This is a genomic window from Paenibacillus sp. DP01, assembly GCF_044784315.1.
GTDB classification, from domain to species: domain Bacteria; phylum Bacillota; class Bacilli; order Paenibacillales; family Paenibacillaceae; genus Paenibacillus; species Paenibacillus polymyxa.
Map to the genome: position 1 here is coordinate 4,749,722 of NZ_CP173059.1, position 21,839 is coordinate 4,771,560.

Genomic DNA, 21,839 nt, shown 5'->3' on the forward strand with positions numbered 1-21,839 from the left:
AAGCAAGGCGAAGAAATAACGAAAGCTCAGCATTCATCAAAAACATTATCGTTGTGTGAACTCAGGATAAAGGAGGCGATCCTTGTGTGGGGAATTGTCCTAAGTATTGTAATGGCTATTATTATCGGATTGATTGGCGATGCACTGGCTGGTCATGAAATGCCTGGCGGCATTGCAGGCTCTATGATTGCTGGCTTTGTAGGAGCTTGGCTCGGTGCCATGATTCTAGGAGACTGGGGTCCAGTCATCGGAGATTTTGCAGTCATTCCAGCCATACTTGGAACCGCATTGTTCGTGTTCTTGCTCGGACTTGTGTCCAGGCTATTAAGAAGGGCTACCTAACATTTATATATATTTTTTATTCTATAAAAGGAGTGATATATCATGAGTAACATTGACAATCAGAATATGGCAAGCACTTCAGGTTTTGCAAAGGGTTTATTCATTGGAGGTTTGATTGGTGCTGCGGCAGCCCTGCTGTTCGCTCCAAAGCCAGGCCGTGATTTGCGTAGCGATCTGTCCGAAAAAATGACTGTTGTCTCTGATAAAACCAAGGATGTTGCATCCGTAGTCAGCAGTAAAGCGACGGATTTGGCCAAAACCGTTTCTACCAAAACAGCAGATGTAGCCAAAACGGTAGCCGAGAGCAAAGACAACATCGTATCCAGCGTAACTAAAGCCTCTGCTGATGTTGCTAATGAAGCGGCTAAAGCAGATAAAGAAGTTATGGATGCAACTGCTCAGGCAGCCAAGGACACTCAGAAGCAATTAAATGCAAATTCCTAATACGAATACATTCCGATTACAACCAAAATGAGCTCCAAACACTGAACAGCCAGCATGCAAGAAGCTGGCTGTTTTTAAATGATAGAAAGGCTGGGATGACAATGAACAAACCAAGCTCCTATGGAGATGATCTTGCTCGGAACAACAAGAGAACCTTTCACCCCCTACAGACACAAGATCAACCAGACAAGGTTTCATCCAAGCAGACCTCACCTACTCATGTTAAAAAGCATGATCATGAAAGAGATTTTGATGTGGATGAACATCCTTTTGAGCTACGCCATGAGGTCAAGCGGCTTAACAAACGTCTAGATCAAATCGCAGATACATTAGAAAAAGCAGAATTCAAAGATATTATAGAGAACTACTCCAGTACGAAAAGAAGAATTATTAGTAATCTGACGGCTGGGATTTCAAGGGGTCTTGGCCTTACACTGGGTACAGTGGTCGTACTCGCCTTACTCGCTTGGTTGCTTAGCTTCCTGGTGCAGTTAAATCTTCCAGTCATCGGAGATTTTATCGCCGAGTTGTTAGGATATATCAAAATGAGCCAAGGTACTAAGTGATTGTCTTCTATTTCATATAAAAACGATCCATCGAACCGGTAATGAGCTCCTAAAATGCTCCCGGTTGTGATGGATCGTTTTTTGAATGCACATTGTAACTGCCGTAAGCAGCCGCTACAATTTGTTACGCTTGTTTGTTTTTAATAAATCTCCTGTCCATCCCTTCATCATCAGCCAGCCGTACATCCCCGCCATACTTAACAGAGTAGCCATAATCACGAAGGTAAAACCCCAGCCTGTTTTGATCCAAGGCAGATTTTCAAAGTTCATGCCCCAGATAGCGCCTACTACAGTGGCCGGCGTAAATACAGCGGTCACGATCGTGAGTGTCTTCGTAATCTCATTGCCCCTAAATGCGGAAATGGCGTCATCAATGGAGATTAGTGTGTCGATTTCCTTCTCATAATGGCGGAATAGTCCCTCCATCCGAGTCACACGGTACAGTAACTGCTTAAAAAAGCGATTTTCCTCCAGCTTATCCAGATAGGCTTCGCGGGAAGCCGTGACCAGCTCTGAAAAAGGAATGAACATATTGCTCCAATACAACAGCTCGAAACGCGCATTCAATATAGAATCCATCAGCGTACGTGCGTTCCTTTTCTCCATGTCCTCTTCCAGTCTTCTCAGGTTGATCTCAAACTTATCCATTCCCGTATGAAAATAATGAAGCACAGCTCTCGCCAATACGAACATGCCATCAGCCGCATCCTCACACTGTTGCAGCATGGTTTGGCGTTCTGGGGTATGCATAATTTCGCGGGTATTTTGGTCCAAATTTAAGGTCACTAGCTTCTGGTTTAGAACTAGAAAATAAAACTTGTTGCAATTGCGCTGACTGTCGATCTCTTCTTGAACGGAGTAGATCAACGATCCGCACATCAACGGCTGATTGCCATCTGGAAAGCGTACAGAAATAAAGCTGGATGGAATGTCCTCTACCTTATCCAGCCACTCTGCGGCCTCTGGGAGCTTCTCCTTCAAGTGCTGTATGACCGAATCCTGCCAGTCCGCAGCACAGATGTCCCACCATTCCCATCCTCCACGAAAGGTAGAAATCTGTTCAAATGCTGTCATGGATTCCATCCTTTCTTTGTTTTTTCCGCTTTATAAAAAGGACACGCTTCCCTAATTGGAATAACGTGTCCTTACGATGGGACGTCAAATATTATAAGCCATGAATTCAGCGATCTTGTCATGAAATAGAGGAATTAGACATAATCTGCTTCAACTTTTCTGTTGCCCGCTTCTGAATACGGGAAACGCTCATCTGCGATACGCCCAACGTCTGCGCAATCGCACGTTGAGATTGACCATCCTGAAATGCCAGAAGAAGCACTTTCTGTTCCTGCTCTTTCAGTTGGCTTAAGGCCTGCTGAAGATCCATCCGTTTTTCCACCGTGTCAAAATCGTTAGCATCTGAGCTAATAAGCTCACCTAACGTAGCTGCACTCTCTTCCTGGGATAATGGCGAGTCCAGTGAAACATAGTGGTAGCATTCGCGACCTGCAAGCACCTCGATCGTTTCCTCAACGGTAAGGTCCAAATACTCCGCAATCTCGTTCACATTGGGTGAGCGTTCTAATTTGACGGTCAGCTCATCAATCGCATGTTGAACAAGCGCTCCCTTTTCCTTGATACGGCGAGGGACCTGTATGTACCAGGATTTATCGCGTAAATAATTCTTCATATGTCCCAGCATACTTTTCATAGCGTACGGCTCAAATGGGATACCCAAGCTGATATCGTATTGCTGGAGCAGACGTATCAAAGCCATCTGACCGGTCTGATATAAATCCTCGTATAAGTCCGGGCGGTTACGGGATATCTTCCCGGCAGCCATCTTGACCATAGGCTCATACTTGCGGATCAGCACGGTAGCAATTTCGTTATCTTTGGTTTGCTGGTACTCCCAGATTAGACCAACGGCTTCATCCATCGACTCCGGGGGAGTTACCTTTTCATTCATACTCTTTCCTCACTTCTGGTCAGACGCTTTACCAACACCACTTCCGTACCTTTTCCTGTCTCATTCAAGATTTGAACATCGTCCATAAGCGCCTGCATGAGATAAAAGCCTAATCCGCCAATTTGCGCATCATTTAACTCCTTGTCATGCAAGGATGCGATACGAGACGGGTCCTCCACACGTTCAAAGCTCTCCCCTTCATCTTTGACACGAATGGACAACGAAGCTTCGTCAAATTCGAATGTTACTTCCACGACTCCTCCCTCATGACCATATGCATAAAGGACAGAGTTATTACAGGCTTCCGATACAGCCACTTTCATGTCTTCGATATCCTCATAAGAGAATCCCATTTTAGCGGCAATACCATATAAATTTAATCTTACAATATCAACAAAGTCAGCTGTGGCCGGCAAATTAAGAACTACTTTTTGAATTTGAGCATTCATTTCTTTTTCTTTCCTTTCCTATTGGGAATTCTCCTGGGGGGCAAAGAATTTGGCAATACCGGTCATATCAAACAGTTTTTGAATCTGAGGCGGTACCTCTTGAACCGTAAACCGGGACTCCATCCCATGCCTTGCTTTTAAAATGGATAGCAAAATACCAATGCCTGTGCTGTCAATGTATTTAAGGTCTCTCAAGTTAACAATCAAATCCTGGCTGGATTCCCCCACTAAAGGCTCCATGACCAGACGGAAATCAGGTGCTACCGAAAGGTCTAATTCTCCACTCAGATAAACGGTATTTACACCATCAGCTGTTTCTGTGATCGCATTGAACTTCTCATTTTTATTTGTATTCATAGGCCTACTCTCCCAAAAAAAGATTTCCCTACATACTAACCCAATATACGAGCGTTTGAATCACGTTATAACTTTTTATACACCTGTCAAATAACACCAGCTAAGCTTCATTGATTCGATCTTTACCTGGCTGCATTGGAAAATGGTCTGGAGAATGCCGGAGCAGCGCCTGTTTTACACTGCTGATTTTAACGGGCTTACTAATGTAATCGTTCATTCCAGCTTCAATACATCGGGGCTGAATTCCCTCCATGACGTTAGCCGTCATAGCGATAATCGCAGGTTGAGATCTCCCCGCCAACTGTTCACGCACTCTACCCGTACACTCCAGGCCGTCCATTACAGGCATCTGCAAGTCCATAAAGATATAATCGTAATCCTGATTCGCAGTGACCATATCAAGCGCCTGTTGCCCATCTGCTGCCACGTCTGAAGCCAAACCAAGCTTGTCCAGTATATTGACCATCAGCTTCTGGTTGATGGGATGGTCATCCACAACCAGTACAGGTCTACGGGTTGGGGGCTCCTGTTGTGGAATTTCCCAATCGTGGCTGGACTCCCCCTCCAGTTCATTTTCCTTGGCAAAGCCAAGCTTCATTGTAAAATGAAACGTCACACCCTGTTCTCCACTCGTATCCACACGGATATCTCCGCCCATCATATTCACTAAGGTTTTGCAAATAGCGAGTCCTAGACCTGTTCCACCATATTTGCGTGTCATTGAAGAATCCAGTTGGGAAAAAGGGTGAAATAGCCTTCCAACCTTGGCAGGATCAATACCAATCCCTGTATCCTTTACAGAAAACTCAACCGTAAGCCCATTGTCGCTACGCTCTTTAACCGATGCGAAGACATATACCCCGCCTTGGTCTGTAAATTTGACAGCATTGGAAACCAAGTTAATCAGTACTTGGCGCAACCTTCCCATATCACCATATAACACGGGAGGCAGCTGTTCATCGAGAAAATAAACCAGTTCCAAATTCTTGCGGTTCACCTCTACCGTAAACAGGCTGAAAACTTCCTTGATACAGGAAACCAAATCAAATGGATATTCCTCAACCTCCATCTTGCCTGACTCCAGCTTGGTAAAGTCCAGAATATCATTAATGACCGCGACCAGCGCGTCTGCACTGCGGCGGATGATATCGGCATATTCCTGTTGATCGTTTTGCAGCTCTGTCTCCATCAGCAGATCAATCATACCAATGACACCGTTCATAGGTGTGCGGATCTCATGGCTCATCATTGCCAAAAATTCGGTTTTGGCATTGGCAGCAATCTCTGCCGCCTCCTTGGCGGCAATCAGTTCGCTGTTCATCTTTTCCAGCTCCTGCGTCTTCTGATGAAGCAGCATGGACTGTGTTTTCAAGCGCTTGTTTGTCAGATACATTTGTACGAAGCCTTCAATTTTGGACTTGAGAATTTGAGGGATGAACGGCTTCACCATATAATCAATACCGCCCGCTGAGTATCCCGCAAACAAATGCTCCGCTTCCTTGCTGTTAGCTGAAATGAAGATAATCGGAATATCCTTCGTCTTCTCTCTGGCCTTGATTAGCTTTGCGGTCTCAATTCCATCCATACCCGGCATTTGCACATCGAGGACAACAAGTGCAAATTCGTCTTTTAATAGACATCGCAACGCTTCTTCCCCTGATGTGGCCTTTACCAGATTATATTGTTCACTCTCCAGCACTGCCTCAAGAGCGAGCAGGTTCTCAGGTCTGTCATCTACCAGCAATATATGAATCGGTTCATGAAGCCCCATGGAATCCTCCTAAGCATCTCTATTTAATCTTCCGGTATATTTTCTCTACCCGGTCCAGCGGCTCGTAGGAATCACTATAATCGGTGAAATGTATGGATTCCTTGGCCCCAAGCACCAACACACCAAAATGACTCAAGCTATCATAAAACAACCCATGTACATGGTTGCGAAGTTCATCGTTGAAGTAGATCATAACATTCCGGCAAAAAATCACATTGAACTCGTTAAAAGACCGGTCTGTCGCTAAATTGTGCTCAGCAAAAATAATATTTTTTCGTAAAAAGGGATGAAACATCACCGAATCATACTTGGCTGTATAATATTCAGAGAACGATTGTGTGCCCCCAGATTCCAAATAATTTTTGGTATACAGCTTCATTCGGTCGATCCCATATACGCCTTCTTTCGCTTGCTGTAAAGACAGGTTATTCATATCCGTCGCATAAATACGGGCCTTATCATATAAGCCTTCCTCATGCAGCAAGATTGCCATAGAGTATACTTCCTCACCTGTGGAGCAACCTGCATGCCAGATTCGGATATACGGATACGTTCGTAAAATAGGAATAATTTTTTGCCTAAAAATTAGAAACAGCTCCGGATCGCGAAACATCTCGGTCACCGGAATAGAAAGACTCTGTACCAGTCTATCGAAGGCACTGCGATCATGCAGCACCTTCTCCTGAAGTCCTGATATCGTACTTACATTCTCGGACTGCGCATGATAATAAATACGCCGCTTGATCGAAGGCAGAGCGTAATTACGAAAATCGTAGCCGTACAGCCGATGTATACCTTCCAGCAACAGCTCAATCTCAATCATTTCCCGCTCATTGTCATTCGATTTCACTTCATTAGCAGCATTATCCGCCATATCCTTCGATGTCATAATCTCTCTCCAATTCCTAAATAGGTTTTGCCTGCACCGCTCTCAATCATGTGTCGTTTTATATTACCCATTTTTTTGGGTTACGAATACAACCACACTCGCATTAATGATAAAAGCTGTTCGGTTTGAATCGGTTTTTTTACATAATCGGAAGCGCCTGCCTCAATACACTTGGAACGATCATCTTTCATCGCCTTGGCTGTCAGGGCAATAATAGGCAGCTTCTCGAATTGTGGCATTAACCGGATACGTCGCATCGCTTCATATCCATCCATTTCCGGCATCATCATATCCATCAGCACCAGATCAAAATCAGGTGTCTGTTCGAGCAGTTCCAGTGCTTCCCTTCCATTTTCAGCAAAGGTAACCTCCATACGATAGCTTTCCAGCACACTGGACAGAGCAAATACATTACGAATATCATCGTCTACCAACAATATTTTTTTGCCTTCAAACAGCTCTTCCTTGTTATAAAGCTTCTGCAGAATTTTACGTTTGTCCTCAGGAAGATTTGCCTCCACCCGATGCAGGAACAACGTAGTCTCATCCAAAAGTCGTTCCGGTGATTTGACATCCTTAATAATAATGGACTCTGCATATTTTCGAAGTTGTGTTTCTTCCTTACTATCCAGATCTTTGCCTGTATAAATAATGATCGGCAGATCGGTGAGCTGCTCATTTTCCCGAATGCGGTCGAGCAATTCAAAGCCTGTCATGTCACTCAACATCAGGTCCAGTACCATGCAGTCATACCGCTGGGTGGCCAGCTCGTTTAGTGCTTCTTTACCAGTCGATACCGCTGTAATGGCCACATCATCATGGTCGATGAGCTCAATAATGGATTTGCGTTGATTATCGTCATCCTCGACTACAAGGAGGCGTTTTACCATTTGGTCCGTATACGACTTTATATGTGAAAATGCCTTATCCAGACTCTCCTTCGAGGAAGGCTTTTTGAGATAAGCAATTGCGCCCATCATCAAGCCCTGCTTCACATCATCTATGACTGAGATAACATGTACTGGAATATGACGTGTCGACGAATTGCCTTTCAGCTCGCCCAAAATGGACCAGCCATCCATCACAGGTAACTGAATATCTAATATAATAGCGTCGGGCAAATAGGTATGAGCCATGTTCAGCCCATCGTCTCCTTTGAGAGCAATCAACGCCTTAAAGCCCCGACTACGGGCCATGTCGTACAAAATATTAGCAAAATTAATATCATCCTCAATAATCAGCAGCACTTTATCCTGCGGGGTAATCTCGTTTCGGTCGTCACCCGGATGTATGTCCTCCGCTCCGCTCTTCGCAGGTATCTGATACACAGGTAAGCGTTCAGCTGGCATAATCATTGGAAGATCTGCTTCCGCTGAAGCAGCGGCGCCTTCAAAAGCCGGAGGCACATCTGCACTGTTAAGCGCCTCTCTCGAATGAGAATCCTTATTCTTTTCGGTAGGCGTTTGTTCCGGCAAATACAGTGTAAAGCAACTGCCCTGTCCCTGCTCGGATTCGACTGTAATGGCACCGCCCAACAATTTGGAAAGCTCACGGCTGATCGACAGCCCCAGCCCTGTTCCCCCGTATTTTCGGCTAGTCGTACCGTCTACCTGCTGGAAGGCTTCGAAGATCAGATCTGTCTTATCTGAAGCAATCCCGATGCCGGTATCACGCACAGATAGAGCCAGATAGGATTTTCGTGGATTTAGCATACCCGGAAGCTGCTCTCCATTTACCCGAGATACCTTGAAACTTATAGAACCTTCCGTGGTGAACTTGAACGCATTGGACAGTAAGTTACGTAAAATTTGTTTGAGACGATAACCGTCACTTATAATAGCATCTGGCAAATTCTCTTCGATTTCGGTATGCAGTTGAAGCTCTCGTTTGGCTGCGACTGGAGCAAAATTCTGTTCTACAAACAGCTCCAGTTCCTTCAAATGGACCGTTTCATGGTTAATATCCATTTTTCCAGCATCCACTTTGGATAAATCCAGAATTTCATCAATCATTTTCAACAAATCCGCGCCCGACATATAAATGGTTTGTGCATATTCAACTTGTTTGGGCTTGAGATTGCCTTCCTTGTTCTCAGACAGCAGCTGAGAAAGAATAAGCAAGCTATTTAGCGGAGTACGCAATTCATGCGACATATTGGCCAAAAACTCGGATTTGTATTTGCTTGTGATCCCAAGCTGCATCGCCTGTTGCTCCAACTGGGCTCGTGCACGTTCGATCTCATCGTTCTTTTCTTCCACTTCTCGAACCTGTTCTTCCAGTGCTCTCGTTTTAGCAATCAGTTCAGTATTAAAATGCTCCAATTCTTCCTGTTGACGCTGTAATAATTCCTCGGAACGCTTAAGCTCCTCTGTTTGCTGCTCCAAATTCTCGTTAGAACGCTTGAGCTCTTCTTGCTGAGTTTGCAACTCTTCGGACTGGCATTGCAATTCCTCGGTAAGTGCTTGTGATTCGCGCAATAGTTGCTCAACCCGCATCCGTCCCTTGATATTGTTCAAAATGATTCCCAAACTCTCCACTAACTGAGCAAACAGCTTCGTTTCCAGATCACTGAAGCGATCCAGTGACGCTATTTCCACGGCACCAATGCATTCATCATCGAACATAATAGGGAAAATCATAATTCCAACTGGCTTACTTTCTCCTAAGGCGGAGCCAATGGACAAGTATCCTTCAGGTGCCTCTGTGATCAAGATTGGCTTACGATCCAGAACACACTGTCCAAGCAAACCTTCGCCCACCTGGATAGCGTCTCTGATCGAGCCTTCGCCAGTCACCTTTGCATAGGAGCCGTATAACTTGAACCGGTTGTCTTCTACCTCTTTTCCTTGCAGGTAGATGGCTCCATAGCTGCCCCCCAAAATGGGTGTAAACTCACTAATGAACATCTGAGCAACCTGCTCCAGTGAATTCACACCGCGAAACAGCTCAGTCAATCGAGCAGTATTGGCATTAAGCCAAGTTTGGTCCTTCTGCGTTTGAAGGACGGAATGCTCGAATTTCCTTTTTTCATCCAGGTCTCCAGCCAATTGTTGAAACACACGAGCAACCTCTCCGATTTCATCTTTGGAGGCCACACTCATGCGGCTGATAGCCCTGTACTTTCCCTTGCCAAAACCGTTCATCATGAGGTTAACGGTATTTAGACCTTTGGCAATGCTAGGAAGCACCCACAAAATAACCAGTAAGCCCATCATCAGACCGGCCGCCATCAGGATTGTGGTAATCTGCACAGATTCCTCATAAGCCTGATTGGCCTGCTTCATATCGTTATCAATTTCCCGGTCTTGGAAAACAGCTAGGGTATTAATGCTGTCCATTGCCTCCTCTTGAGCAGGCAGACCCGTGCTATTACGGAAAGCATTAGCTTCCTCAATACGATCTTGCTCCAATAAGGAAACGAGTCTCTCTTCATAGTTTAGATAATCTTTCCAGGCGACAGCCACCCGGTCAATCTGCTGTTGCTCTTCACTCGTACCGGAATCCGTTTGCAGACTAGCCAGCACTTTTGTTCCAGTAGCAGAAATATCATCCATCTCGCGCTTGGCCTCGCTGACAGAGGAGCCTGGATTCAAGATCAAGTTGGCCATGACTTTAGCCATATCGTTCACCTGTCCGCGTATAGCCGTTGTTTTCCGGACCTTCACATATCGTTCTTGGTAAACCTGGTTCAGCTGTTCATTCAAGCTCCCCATCCGGTCATAGCTGATTAGCGTCAGCACAAGGAGGATCGCCATAAGCGATCCAAAGCCAATCAGCAGTTTATTTCTGATTTTCATGCAAGCTCTCTCCCTCTTTCAATGAAATCCAGATCAGGCACTTATCATCATCGCGATCCTGCGGCCCCTCGTTACGAAAAAACGCATCCAGCATCGCTTCTTCATTCCATTCCTCATACTTGCGCAGACAGGCAGTCAGATACTCCAATTGTTCCTCATATTCACCTTCTACCGTCTCCAGCAAGCCATCTGTATACAAAGCGATATGCCCAGTTCCTTCGTAATAAATCGTGTGCATCTCTGCATCAATTTTATCAAACAATCCGACCGGACTACACGCACGGTCTAATTTGGTTATGCTACCGTCCTGATTGAACAGCAAGCCGGGAGGATGCCCTGCATTTACATAGTCAATTCGCCGTGAACGAGTATCAATCACCATATAAATCGCCGTAAAATAATACTGTACCAGCTGCTTGCCCAGGTCCAGTTGATTAAAACGACGATTCAGCTCTTGTATGACCTTCTCCGGCTCCACATACGTGGTCACCGTATCCTTGAGTACAGACGCAATGAACATGCAAAACAAAGAAGAAGAAATGCCATGCCCCATCATATCGAGCAAAATGATGGCATATCTCCCTTCTCCTAGCGGATACCATGAATATAAATCTCCCGCCAGTTCAAAGGAAGGCTGGTACAGTGCATTCGCTTGCAGCATAGGGTCCTGAATGGCAGGACTTAGCACCGCCTGCTGTACCATCGCAGCCAGTTTCAATTCATCCTGAATTCGCTGATCCCGGTCCTTATGCCAGTCTTTTTCCTGCTTAAGACGCAAGGCAGATCGAATTCGCGCCATTAGCTCTACCTTGTTGATCGGCTTTGTGACATAATCGACGGCTCCCACATCCAGAGCTTCGGCCAATTTTTTAGAATCGCCTACAGCGGTGACCATAATAATCGGAATATCTTTTAAATGTTCATATTCCTGTACAATACTGCAAGCTTCAATGCCATCCATTTCAGGCATCATCATATCGAGCAGCACCAAATCAATATCCGAAGGACGGGGGCGAAGACTAATGGTACGGTCGCCGATTCCCAGATGCTCCAGCATTTCTGCGGCCGAGCTGGCAGAGATCACATCGCGATAATTTTCTTTTTTTAGTATTTCACGAATAATAATGACATTCGTTGGATTATCATCAACAATTAGAATTCTCATTGCTCTCTCCTTATCTGTAACCCATGTATTATACTATACCTGCTTATGGGGCAACACCCTTGTTAATTAGAAATAGCGTTTCCGTAAGCAGGCATTCCAAAAACATAGATAAGGAATGAGGCTAAAACCCCATTCCTTATCTATGTTTTTGGAGGACCCGCGAAACACTTGGGCTGCGGCCAACATCCTCTTTTTCAAATCTAAGTTTGCTTAATCCTATGATGAGCTGGAAAATCACGCTTTTTTCGCAATAACCAGCACTTTACCCTGATCCAATTCTTTTTCATAAAAATCTGCTTCCGTATCGGTAAAACCTAAGGAAGTGATTTTAGCACGAAGCTCATCGCCACGAGAACGGAACAAATTCGCTAAGGAGTCAAAAACGCCCTCTTCTTTAATCCCGATTTCCTTGGCAGCTACCGTATCTGCGATACGATCCGTCCGATCCTGATCATGAGCGAGCACGAACACATCCTCATAACGATAGCCCGTGTTACGCAACTCATTCACAGCTTCAACGGCTTGTACACCGTTCTCTACCACCTTGGCATAAGATTTATGATTGGTCTGATTCATGTTTCTCACGCTCCTTTAAGGATTGACTTCTCTGACTATTACACTTCATTCATCCATTTGAAACTTCCATATGATGTCACGCCTCGAAAAAATCGATTACCACTCCGTTTCATCAAAAAACTCAACATACTTTGGCTTGTCAGACGTCTTATCCGTAAATACTTTGATCGCCCGCTGCCCGCGCACATACACCTCTCCGTCTTCTGCCGTAAATTGCGAGCCGCCTAGCTCTTGATCCAGCGTTTTCCGTTGCAGTGGCAGCCACTTATCATTCACTTTGATTCGACCGGCAGCAGGATCTACATGCACATAGGAGACGACGTCCTCACGCATACCTACGGTGACATCCGGGTATTGATATTCTGTAGAAAGCAGCAGCTTATCCTTCTTAATTCGAAGTGGCTTGCCCAGTTTTTTCAATACATCCGCACGAGTATCATCCAGAGATATGCCATTTAAGGTATGAAAATCAGTTGGCACAGCATGTGGATCAGTTATCGTCTGAACAGCCCTTACCATATGCCCCGCTGTCTGCGGGGAGACGGTTTGCTGAACCGTATCCTGTCCGGAAAAGGGAGTGAGCAAACCAGCGGCTAGTAATAATGTCTTCATCATAATTCTCACCCTTTCAATGAATTTCCTATAGTTTACGGTTCAGCACTATACTACTGACGCATTTTCTGCCACACCCCAGCAGCGATGTCTACATAACCCAGCCAGTTCTTAGCCGGCTTGCCCGCAGGTTCCCCATAAGTGGCATTGTAGCTCTGAACCGTCCGCTCTGTTGCAGTCAAAGGTCTGTTCGATCCCGTTGACTTGATCGCCTTCTCCGTTCCGGAAGTGCTGCTCGCAGTGCTACGTGACTTCTGAAGGCGTGTCATTAACGCTGTTGAAGCCTGTTTGGCGGCCAGCGTCACTTCGCTGAGTACCTCCCCCAGGTTTTTAACCGACTCCATCACAGGTTCCACTTGCTTCAATTTATGATCAACGTCTGCGGTGATGTCATTTGCATGTCGAACCGTTTGTTTTACTTCATAACTTAGTTCATCGACTGTCTTTTGTACTTCCTGCAAGGTTTGAGTTACCTTATCTAGAGAACCTTGAGCTGCTTTCAATGTCTTAATAAGGTAAATAACGAGTACGGCAAATGCGATAGCAATAATAAAAATGCTGACCTGTGTTAACATAGCGTAACCTCTCTTTCGTCTTTCACGATGATGTTTATGATTACTGCATAGTTACCCTCTACATTCGGACACGAAACAACGTCCAGACTGGTATCTTCTTGTGCTCCAAAGGTTATGATTCACGGGCCCTCGCACCGTTTAAAACAACGTATAATGATGGCACAGCCACACTTAATCTGTAGAAGTCACCATCCTCTGCTACCACGCTCTATCGGGGCGCGAGTATGCCACATTATATACAATCAAAGGAGGATACAGAACATGCTGAAATGGTCGGCTTTATTCTTAGTTTTTGCTGTGATCGCCGGGATTTTAGGTTTTTTTGGTATCGTCGTCTCCGTAGCAGCTACAATAGCCAAAATGTTATTTGTGCTATTTTTGGTCTTATTCGTTATTTCACTTTTTACCGGAAGAAAACGAGCTTCATAGACGTTGGATGATAGCTACACCCAAACGTGATATGTATCATATGCTTATCAAAAAAGGATGTTCCCACCCTGGTCAACAGAGATGTGGAACATCCTTTTTTGATGCAGCTTTTAACAGTGAACGGCGTTTTTATTGGATCACGCTGCCCCCAAACAGGAAACGATCCTGCCAAGGCTTGCTGAAATCCGTAACTTTTACACCACCGGCCGCTACAGAAAACGTATGGAGAAGCTTGTTGTCTCCCAAGTATACAGCTACATGCGTAATCGTTTGGGAGGAATTATCCAAGGACGTGTACGCCCCGGAAGATGCATTATAATTTGTAAAAAAGAGCAGATCGCCACGCTTCAGTGTAGTCATATCTGTATTCGGCTGACTGTTCTGCTTGATCCACTCACCCTGTGAACGAGAATCTGCCGGGAGCTGGATCCCTACAGCCTGACGGAAAATTTGGCGAGTAAATGCCGAGCAATCAAAAGTAGCCGTACTGTTGCGATCAGAACCATATTCATAAGGTGTTCCAAGGTAAGTCATACCTGTGTCAATAACCTGTTCGATTGCAGCCGCTGCATCACCAGAAGGCAAGCTAACCGTCGAAGCAGGAGACGCTACCGCAGGTAGAGCAGTAGTATCTGAAGCGGGTGCAGCCGAAGATGCCACAGGCTGCTGCACAACAACCCCCTCACCAATACGAATATATTGTGGAGATGAGCTGACATAGCCTACTGTACCATCAGCAGTGGTGATCTTAAACCAATACGCGTTACTGGAATCGGTAATCGTAACGACATCCCCTGTATTCATATAGCCCAGAACCTCGGAAGAAGTGGATGCCTCCGCCCGCAAACGAACGGACGTTTGAATCGTAGCTTTCGTTTGACCGGCAGAACTATTCACTGAAGCCGGAGCCTCTTTAGTTGAAACATTTTTAACTGAAGCTGAAACAGTTTTAGCTGACTCTGAGGCTTCCGTTTTACGGCTGGCAGACGGGGTGACAGCAGCAGCGACGCTGGTAGCGCCAACTTTTATGTACTTGTCGGAGCTGCTTGTGTAGCCGGTTACTCCATCAGAGGTCTTGATCTTATACCAATAGCTATTCGTTTTCTCCAATACTGTTACGGCCTCTCCCTGCTTCATAAAGCTGACTACATCGCCCGTAGTCGAAGGATCGGATCTAAGCTTTACAGCCGCCTGAATAACCGCCTTCTGTCCTGTGGATGCTGTCGATGCCGCTGCGTCAACCTGACCCGGCGCCACATGAATTGCTGCCAACAGCGCGGCTGACGTCATGAGCATTCCCATCACGCGTCTTCTCAATGTTGCACCTCCTGGCTGTTTTTACGAATTTGAAGAGCATAATTCCGACGAATATAGCCGGACATGCCTTCATTATAGTAAAAGCAGCAGGAAGAGAGATATAATCCAAACGTCACAAAAGATAGCGTGTACACCTTTTTTGATATAGGTCTAAAGTCACTTTTAATACTAATTATTTAATAATTAATCTATAATTTAGGTTCTACATGGACATGAACGTGCATTGTATTATGAACCTCTTGTAAACGTTCCTCAATCCGATCGCTGATCCGATGTCCTTCGATCAGACTGAGTTGCGGATTCACCTCAATGACCACATCCACCAGCGCATGGTTACCGTGTACCCGTGCTTTAACGTCTCGAATTCCCTCTACTCCAGGTATAAGAGCAATCGTACTCCGTAAGTCGTTCAGTTCTTGCTCATCAAATCCATCAGTCAAGCTATGTGTGGAATCCCTAAAAATCTCCCACGCCGTTTTACAAATAATGAATCCTACCACGATCGCCGCCACAGTATCCAACCACGGCAGCCCGAACTGTGCGCCAATAATGCCCACTGCTGCTCCAACACTGACGAGTGCATCTGATAGATTATCCTTGGCCGCAGCCAGCAACGCCTTGTTGTTGATTTGCCGAGCGAGCCTGTTATTGTACAGGTACACCCCGAACATAATCACTGCGCAAATCACAGCCACACCCGCAGAGGTAATATCCGGTATTTGCTTTTCTCCCTTGAAAATGCTTCCGATTCCATCAATCAGCACCTGCAAACCAACAACAGCCATAATAAAGGACGCCAGCAGCGCCGCAATCGTTTCGGCCCGAAAATGTCCATAGGCATGGTCGGAATCTGGTGGTTTTTGCGAAATTCTCAGACCAATTAATACAGCAACCGACACCACAATATCGGTGACATTGTTGAATCCATCGGCCAGCAACGCGCTAGAGGCAAATATATATCCGCTAATCAGCTTAAAAGCGGACAGCAAAAGATAAGCAGCAATGCTTACCCACGCCCCTCGCTCACCTTTTCGTATTTCATCATAGACATTTACCACAACGGAGGACACTCCTTCAAATAGATAGTTCGCAGCGTAAAGATCTGCCCAGAAATAAAAATAGCAGCATAGCTGCCCTTACACTACCCCTCAAACAAGCAGCATAGCTGCCCTAAAAATAACAATTCACCTTTGGAAAACTGTTATTTTTAGGATAACAGACGAACTTTGTGTGGGTCTAGAGAAACAGTCTTTCCACTCTACATCGCTGTAGGAACAATGAAAAAGTATTGCCAGGCCCCATCCCTGTAGGTTACACAAAACAATTTTTCCTTCATGCAAAAAACAGACATTTCTCCTCTTACCTCACTCCAGCGATGTGTTATCATTGTTGCCCTTGTCCCTTCTTTTAAAAACGTATAAAATGAGGACACAGCCGCGTTTTTCTTCAATCCAGCATGATTGACATGAATCTGGCGGCAACAGGAGGAATTTATTCATGAGCGATGCTAAGGAACCACGTAAAATTAATCTCGCAGATGCCATTCGCGAAAAGCTGGCACAAAAAAAACAGCAGTCCGGCGCTTCACAGCAGGGCGGCTTTCAAGGCGGTTCCACCAAAACACTGAAAAGCCAAAATACGAAGAAGCCGAACAACCAACGCCGTCGTACAGGCGGATCATAAGCCACCCTCTAGGCTATATAGGGGACCGAGATCAGGCGGGATCTATCTTGACTCACTCTCGGAACCAAGTAAGCTAAAGGTCATGGCACAAAACGAAAAAAGAGGAGTCTCCCGGCCAAGGCAATGGCCTGATGGAGCTCCTCTTTCGTTTATCTATTTGCTGAAATTAGCGGTTCGGATGTTAGCCGATTTCTACCGGATACATGCGTTCACGCAATTGAGCGATTTCTTCATTTTCCAAGTATTCATCATAGCTCATCGTACGGTCGATTACGCCGTTTGGTGTAATTTCCACGATGCGATTCGCGATGGTTTGAATGAACTGATGGTCATGAGAAGTGAACAAAATAGTCCCGTCAAAATCGATCAGACCATTGTTCAGCGCTGTGATAGATTCCAAGTCCAAGTGGTTGGTCGGTTCTTCCAGAAGCAGTACGTTAGCACCGTTCAGCATCATTTTTGCCAGCATACAGCGAACCTTTTCTCCCCCGGACAGCACACTTGCTTTCTTAAGCGCTTCTTCGCCTGAGAAAAGCATACGTCCCAAGAAGCCGCGCAGGAACGTTTCGTCCTGATCCTTGGAATATTGACGCAACCAGTCCACCAGATTCAGATCCACACCTTCAAAATAAGTGGAGTTATCTTTCGGGAAATACGCTTGGCTCGTTGTAATCCCCCAGGAAAATTCACCGTTATCCGCTTCCAGTTCGTTCATCAAGATCTGGAAGAGCGTTGTTTTAGGGAGACCGTTCGGACCTACAAACGCAATTTTATCGCCTTTGTTCACGACCAGACTAAACTCGTTCAGTACTTGCTCGCCTTCCACGGTTTTACTGAGACTATCTACAGTCAGCAATTGTTTGCCCGCTTCACGCTCAGGCTTGAAGTTAATGAACGGATATTTACGGTTCGATGGACGGATGTCGTCCAGCGTAATTTTATCCAGTTGCTTTTTACGCGAAGTTGCCTGTTTGGACTTGGAAGCATTCGCAGAAAAGCGCTGAATAAAGGCTTGCAGTTCTTTGATTTTTTCTTCCTTTTTCTTGTTCGCATCGCGAGCCAGTGTAAGTGCAAGCTGGCTGGACTCGTACCAGAAGTCATAGTTTCCGACATACATCTGGATTTTACCAAAATCAATATCCGCAATATGCGTACATACCTTGTTCAGGAAGTGACGATCATGGGATACAACAATGACAGTGCCTTCATAGTCCATCAGGAAGTTCTCCAGCCACTGAATGGATTCGAGATCCAAATGGTTGGTAGGCTCATCAAGCAGCAAATTGTTCGGACGACCAAACAACGCTTGTGCCAACAGAACGCGCACTTTGTCATTGCCGCTCATTTCAGCCATTTTTTTGTCATGAAGATCACGCGGAATCCCCAGACCGATCAACAATGCAGCCGCATCCGGCTCGGCATCCCAACCGTTCAGCTCTGCAAATTCGCCTTCCAATTCACCAGCACGTAAACCGTCTGCTTCGGAAAACTCCGCTTTGGCGTACAGTGCATCCTTTTCCTTCATGATTTCATACAGACGCGTATGGCCCATAATAACGGTTTCCAGAACCGGAAATTCATCGTATTCATAATGGTTCTGCTTGAGGACAGCCATCCGTTCGCCTGGTGTCATGTGAACCTCACCTGAATTGGCTTCAATTTCACCGGAAAGAATTTTCAAAAAGGTGGATTTACCCGCGCCATTCGCCCCAATCAGGCCGTAGCAGTTCCCAGGAGTAAATTTGATATTTACGTCTTCAAAAAGTGGGCGTTTACCATAACGAAGCGTTACGCCGCTTGTACTGATCATATAAGCATACCATCCTTATCATTAGTAAAGTGCTAAACACAAAATTACCGACGGCAATAGTATAACACACAAAAGATCGGATTCGAACCGTAGTCTAAGCAGAACTGCCCCTGAATCTCATCCAATATCTTATAAATAAAATAAAAAAATGCTTCTGTCCTCACGATTGTCACCTGACAAACACCTGGATCAGAACCATTTTTATGTTTTAAATTCAATGAGATAACTCAAGGACAGATACCTTACACTCTCTCTGTGCGTGTAAATGTTCGGAATCTCCGACGCCTATCGGAATAAGATACATGCCCGCCTCCTCGTCCTGTCTTATGACTACCTTCACACCATAGACTGCCTGAATCAGTTCGGATGTAACGACCTCTATAGGCGAACCATTCGCTATTATGCGTCCTTCTTTCATAGCGATCATCACATCACTATACCGAATAGCCTGATTAATATCATGCAGCACCATCACGATGGTCAGTCCGTGCTCCTGATTGAGCTGCCGAATAAGCTCCAAAATCTCAAGCTGGTAATACATATCCAGATAGGTGGTCGGCTCATCTAAAAATAAAATCGGCGTTCGCTGTGCCAAGGCCATTGCAATCCACACACGCTGCCGTTCTCCTCCTGAGAGCTGATCCAGTGTATGTGTCCTGCGTTCCTCCAGATTGGTGCAGGCTATAGCCCATTCGACTGCTTCCTCGTCCTCGTCCCGGCTGGTTGTGAACATGCTCTTATGAGGCAGTCTTCCGAAGCTGACGAGTTTTTCTACTGTCAGGTCAGAGGGCGCTTCGTTCTGCTGATGAACTACCGCCAATTGACGGGCCAGTTCCTTGGGCTTGTAGTGGGCTATCTCCTTGCCATCCAGAACCACCTGGCCCTTGCGAGGAACGGCATTGTTGGACATCACATTGAGCAGTGTCGATTTGCCGCATCCATTGGGGCCAATAATCGTAGTAATTCGTCCCCGTTCAATAACAGCATTGATCGCATGTAGACGATCTGTTTTTCGATCATAGGAGAAGGTTATATCTTTAATGTCCATAGGTGCGATCCGCCTTTCTGATCAGGAATATCAGGAATGGTCCGCCAATGACTGCCATAATAATAGAGGCCGGAATTTCATTGGGAGCAAGCACCGTTCGCCCCAGCGTATCCGCAAGCAACAGCAGCAAACCGCCGCATAAGGCAGAAAACGGAATCAGCCACTTATGATCCGAGCCAACCAGGTAGCGGGCACAATGCGGAACGAGCAGGCCGATAAAAGCAATCACTCCTGCGATAGCTGTAGCCGTTGCTGCAAGCAGCACTGCTATCACAGAAATTAAAAGTCGTGCACGTGTCACGTTAAGGCCCAAATTTTTAGCCGTTTTATCTTGAAGGGACAAGAAATTACACCAAGAGAAGACGAGCATGGCCAAAATTAAACCAATTCCGCCATAAGTCACAATCACCTCGACATCTACCCATTTTTTCATAGACAAGGTTGAGGTGGTGACCTGGTTAATGCTGGTGACCGCATAACTGCCCCGATAGTTAAACGACTGACCTAGGCCGGAAAAGATGGCGTTTACTGCCACCCCAATCAGAATAAGTCGAATAGGATGCAAGCCAGATTTCCATGAAAATCCGTAGACCATTAGGCAGGCCAACGCACCGCCGATAAATGAAAAGAACGGCATCCAGAAATAAAGCGCCGGAAAGAGGGTCACCGCGATCAGCGAGACCAAGGCCGCTCCCGAAGAAATGCCGATCACCCCGGAATCTGCCAGCGGGTTTTTCATGACGGCTTGCAGCAAAACGCCCGCCACTGCAAGGGCTGCACCCGCTATCACAGCTACGATAATTCTCGGTAGTCTTAGATCCTTGACCACATTCACCTGATCATCTGTTCCTGTCCACAATCCGGCCACCAACTGACTCAAATTCACCTTGAGGCTGCCTGTCATCGCTGAGTACAGCATGACACCGACGAGTAAGACAATTACAACAATAAGGCTCCATAATTTTTTGGACATGTCATCAGCTTCCTTTAATTCGAAGGATACAGCATTTTCATCAGCTCATCCAGCGCAGAGCTTGCCGCTAAATTCCCAGTGGTGCCAAACAACGGTTCAGGCAAATCATAAACATGCCCCTTTTTCACAGCGTTGAAATGCTTCCAGATATCGTTAGTTTTGAACTCTTCATCGAACATTTTTACAACCTCATCCGGCATCCCGTGTGCAGCACGCAAAATGATATCAGGATTGGATTGCTGCAAGGCTTCGGTATTGTGGGCTATGAACTCCACCTTCTCACCTTGAACCACATTTGTCCCGCCTGCAATTTTAACCATATCCCCAATATAGGAATGTTCGGTAGCCACCAGATAGCTTCCCGGAACACCCAGTAGAATTAGTACTTTAGGAGACTTCTTGCCTTTAATTTTTTGCTGAATCTCAGTAACTTTGGCATCCAAGGCCCCATTAATCTCTTTCGCCTTTTCAGCTTTATCAAATCGGTCTCCCAGCTTTTGAATTTCCTTTTGCATATTCGCAAGGCTTTCAAAATTCAAAAATTCAGCATTAATGTTCAGGTCCTTAAACTTGGGCTCCAAATCATATTTGAGTGTGGTCACCGAAAGCACATCTGTAGGTTTCAAGGACATTACTTTTTCCATATCAGGACTCATCGGATTCCCCACATCAGGAACATCCTTGTAACGATCAGGCAATACTTTGGTGCTTGTTGGCTTGCCAGCCAAATCCAAGCCCAGCGCATCCGTAATTTCAGAAATGGCTACTGTAGTCGCCACAATACGTAGAGTTGCTGTTTTATCATCAGAGGACTTTCCGGTTGCATCTGATGCTGCTGTTGAAGTCGAACCATCGCTATGGTCCTGTCCAGGCTGTGCTCCCCCGGAGCATCCGGCCAGCAATAAGATCATGATGCCGATTAACATATAGAAACCAAACGCTTTCCTTTGAGCCAAAGCTGCATACTGTTTCATGAAAATCCAATCACCTCAATTCAAAATATAGAGCAACAGCGTGAGTCCCAATTTTTTCGGGTGGATTTTTGCAAATTCCTCGGGTATGTAAATGCT

At 45.7% G+C, this 21,839-nt stretch carries 22 protein-coding genes; 5 read left to right on the plus strand and 17 right to left on the minus strand.

Going from position 1 to position 21,839, the window contains the following annotated elements; all coding sequences use genetic code 11:
- Positions 1-84: 84 nt before the first annotated feature.
- The 3 genes from ACH59B_RS21040 (at position 85) to ACH59B_RS21050 (ending at position 1,352) form a co-directional block, all read left to right on the plus strand.
- The gene (locus ACH59B_RS21040) at positions 85-342 is read left to right on the plus strand and encodes a GlsB/YeaQ/YmgE family stress response membrane protein (RefSeq protein WP_016820274.1); all 258 of its coding nucleotides are present in this window, start codon (positions 85-87) and stop codon (positions 340-342) included.
- A 42-nt stretch (positions 343-384) separates the two neighbouring features.
- Positions 385-786, plus strand: a complete 402-nt coding sequence (locus ACH59B_RS21045; protein WP_016820275.1) for a YtxH domain-containing protein — start codon at positions 385-387, stop codon at positions 784-786.
- Between the two features lie 95 nt (positions 787-881).
- Positions 882-1,352: a DUF5665 domain-containing protein gene (locus ACH59B_RS21050; protein ID WP_017425948.1), complete on the plus strand. Its 471-nt coding sequence runs from the start codon at positions 882-884 to the stop codon at positions 1,350-1,352.
- A 114-nt stretch (positions 1,353-1,466) separates the two neighbouring features.
- Here the strand turns inward: ACH59B_RS21050 and ACH59B_RS21055 are convergent, their stop codons facing one another.
- The 11 genes from ACH59B_RS21055 to ACH59B_RS21105 form a co-directional block, all read right to left on the minus strand.
- On the minus strand, positions 1,467-2,426 hold the full coding sequence (locus ACH59B_RS21055) for a magnesium transporter CorA family protein (RefSeq protein WP_016820277.1): 960 nt from the start codon (positions 2,424-2,426) through the stop codon (positions 1,467-1,469).
- A 118-nt stretch (positions 2,427-2,544) separates the two neighbouring features.
- Entirely contained in the window at positions 2,545-3,318 is a 774-nt protein-coding gene (locus tag ACH59B_RS21060; RefSeq protein ID WP_013373041.1) for a sigma-70 family RNA polymerase sigma factor, read from the minus strand.
- Entirely contained in the window at positions 3,315-3,767 is a 453-nt protein-coding gene (gene rsbW / locus ACH59B_RS21065) for an anti-sigma B factor RsbW (protein ID WP_016820278.1), read from the minus strand. The genes ACH59B_RS21060 and rsbW overlap by 4 nt, the downstream gene beginning before the upstream one ends.
- 18 nt (positions 3,768-3,785) lie before the next feature.
- The gene (locus ACH59B_RS21070; RefSeq protein WP_013373043.1) at positions 3,786-4,124 is read right to left on the minus strand and encodes an STAS domain-containing protein; all 339 of its coding nucleotides are present in this window, start codon (positions 4,122-4,124) and stop codon (positions 3,786-3,788) included.
- 100 nt (positions 4,125-4,224) lie between these two features.
- The gene (locus ACH59B_RS21075) at positions 4,225-5,895 is read right to left on the minus strand and encodes a response regulator (protein WP_025365827.1); all 1,671 of its coding nucleotides are present in this window, start codon (positions 5,893-5,895) and stop codon (positions 4,225-4,227) included.
- Between the two features lie 19 nt (positions 5,896-5,914).
- Positions 5,915-6,784: a protein-glutamate O-methyltransferase CheR gene (locus ACH59B_RS21080; RefSeq protein WP_016820280.1), complete on the minus strand. Its 870-nt coding sequence runs from the start codon at positions 6,782-6,784 to the stop codon at positions 5,915-5,917.
- 80 nt (positions 6,785-6,864) lie between these two features.
- Positions 6,865-10,581 carry a response regulator gene (locus ACH59B_RS21085; protein ID WP_045245020.1) on the minus strand — a complete coding sequence of 1,239 codons (3,717 nt, stop codon included), beginning with the start codon at positions 10,579-10,581 and terminating at the stop codon, positions 6,865-6,867.
- The gene (locus ACH59B_RS21090; RefSeq protein ID WP_016820282.1) at positions 10,565-11,746 is read right to left on the minus strand and encodes a PP2C family protein-serine/threonine phosphatase; all 1,182 of its coding nucleotides are present in this window, start codon (positions 11,744-11,746) and stop codon (positions 10,565-10,567) included. The genes ACH59B_RS21085 and ACH59B_RS21090 overlap by 17 nt, the downstream gene beginning before the upstream one ends.
- Before the next feature lie 234 nt (positions 11,747-11,980).
- Positions 11,981-12,322, minus strand: coding sequence for a general stress protein (locus tag ACH59B_RS21095; protein ID WP_013373048.1), 342 nt, complete (start codon positions 12,320-12,322; stop codon positions 11,981-11,983).
- 96 nt (positions 12,323-12,418) lie between these two features.
- A complete protein-coding gene (locus tag ACH59B_RS21100; RefSeq protein ID WP_016820284.1) occupies positions 12,419-12,937 on the minus strand; it encodes a hypothetical protein in 519 nt (172 codons plus the stop codon).
- Positions 12,938-12,987: 50 nt separating this feature from the next.
- Complete coding sequence (locus tag ACH59B_RS21105; protein WP_016820285.1) at positions 12,988-13,509, minus strand: DUF948 domain-containing protein; 522 nt, start codon at positions 13,507-13,509, stop codon at positions 12,988-12,990.
- 261 nt (positions 13,510-13,770) lie between these two features.
- On the opposite strand from ACH59B_RS21105, the gene ACH59B_RS21110 reads away from it, so the two are divergent.
- Positions 13,771-13,938, plus strand: a complete 168-nt coding sequence (locus ACH59B_RS21110) for a DUF1328 domain-containing protein (protein ID WP_013373051.1) — start codon at positions 13,771-13,773, stop codon at positions 13,936-13,938.
- A gap of 129 nt (positions 13,939-14,067) precedes the next feature.
- Here the strand turns inward: ACH59B_RS21110 and ACH59B_RS21115 are convergent, their stop codons facing one another.
- A complete protein-coding gene (locus ACH59B_RS21115) occupies positions 14,068-15,255 on the minus strand; it encodes an SH3 domain-containing protein (protein WP_025365829.1) in 1,188 nt (395 codons plus the stop codon).
- Positions 15,256-15,443: 188 nt separating this feature from the next.
- On the minus strand, positions 15,444-16,313 hold the full coding sequence (locus tag ACH59B_RS21120) for a cation diffusion facilitator family transporter (protein ID WP_045245019.1): 870 nt from the start codon (positions 16,311-16,313) through the stop codon (positions 15,444-15,446).
- Positions 16,314-16,752: 439 nt separating this feature from the next.
- Between ACH59B_RS21120 and ACH59B_RS21125 the strand changes: the two genes are divergently transcribed.
- Complete coding sequence (locus ACH59B_RS21125; RefSeq protein ID WP_016820288.1) at positions 16,753-16,938, plus strand: hypothetical protein; 186 nt, start codon at positions 16,753-16,755, stop codon at positions 16,936-16,938.
- A 181-nt stretch (positions 16,939-17,119) separates the two neighbouring features.
- Here the strand turns inward: ACH59B_RS21125 and ACH59B_RS21130 are convergent, their stop codons facing one another.
- The 4 genes from ACH59B_RS21130 to isdE form a co-directional block, all read right to left on the minus strand.
- Entirely contained in the window at positions 17,120-18,748 is a 1,629-nt protein-coding gene (locus tag ACH59B_RS21130; RefSeq protein WP_016820289.1) for an ABC-F family ATP-binding cassette domain-containing protein, read from the minus strand.
- 214 nt (positions 18,749-18,962) lie between these two features.
- A complete protein-coding gene (locus ACH59B_RS21135) occupies positions 18,963-19,796 on the minus strand; it encodes an ABC transporter ATP-binding protein (protein WP_404302575.1) in 834 nt (277 codons plus the stop codon).
- Positions 19,786-20,769: a FecCD family ABC transporter permease gene (locus ACH59B_RS21140; RefSeq protein WP_404302577.1), complete on the minus strand. Its 984-nt coding sequence runs from the start codon at positions 20,767-20,769 to the stop codon at positions 19,786-19,788. The genes ACH59B_RS21135 and ACH59B_RS21140 overlap by 11 nt, the downstream gene beginning before the upstream one ends.
- Positions 20,770-20,783: 14 nt before the next feature.
- Positions 20,784-21,743: a heme ABC transporter substrate-binding protein IsdE gene (isdE, locus tag ACH59B_RS21145; RefSeq protein WP_404302579.1), complete on the minus strand. Its 960-nt coding sequence runs from the start codon at positions 21,741-21,743 to the stop codon at positions 20,784-20,786.
- Between the last annotated feature and the right edge of the window lie 96 nt (positions 21,744-21,839).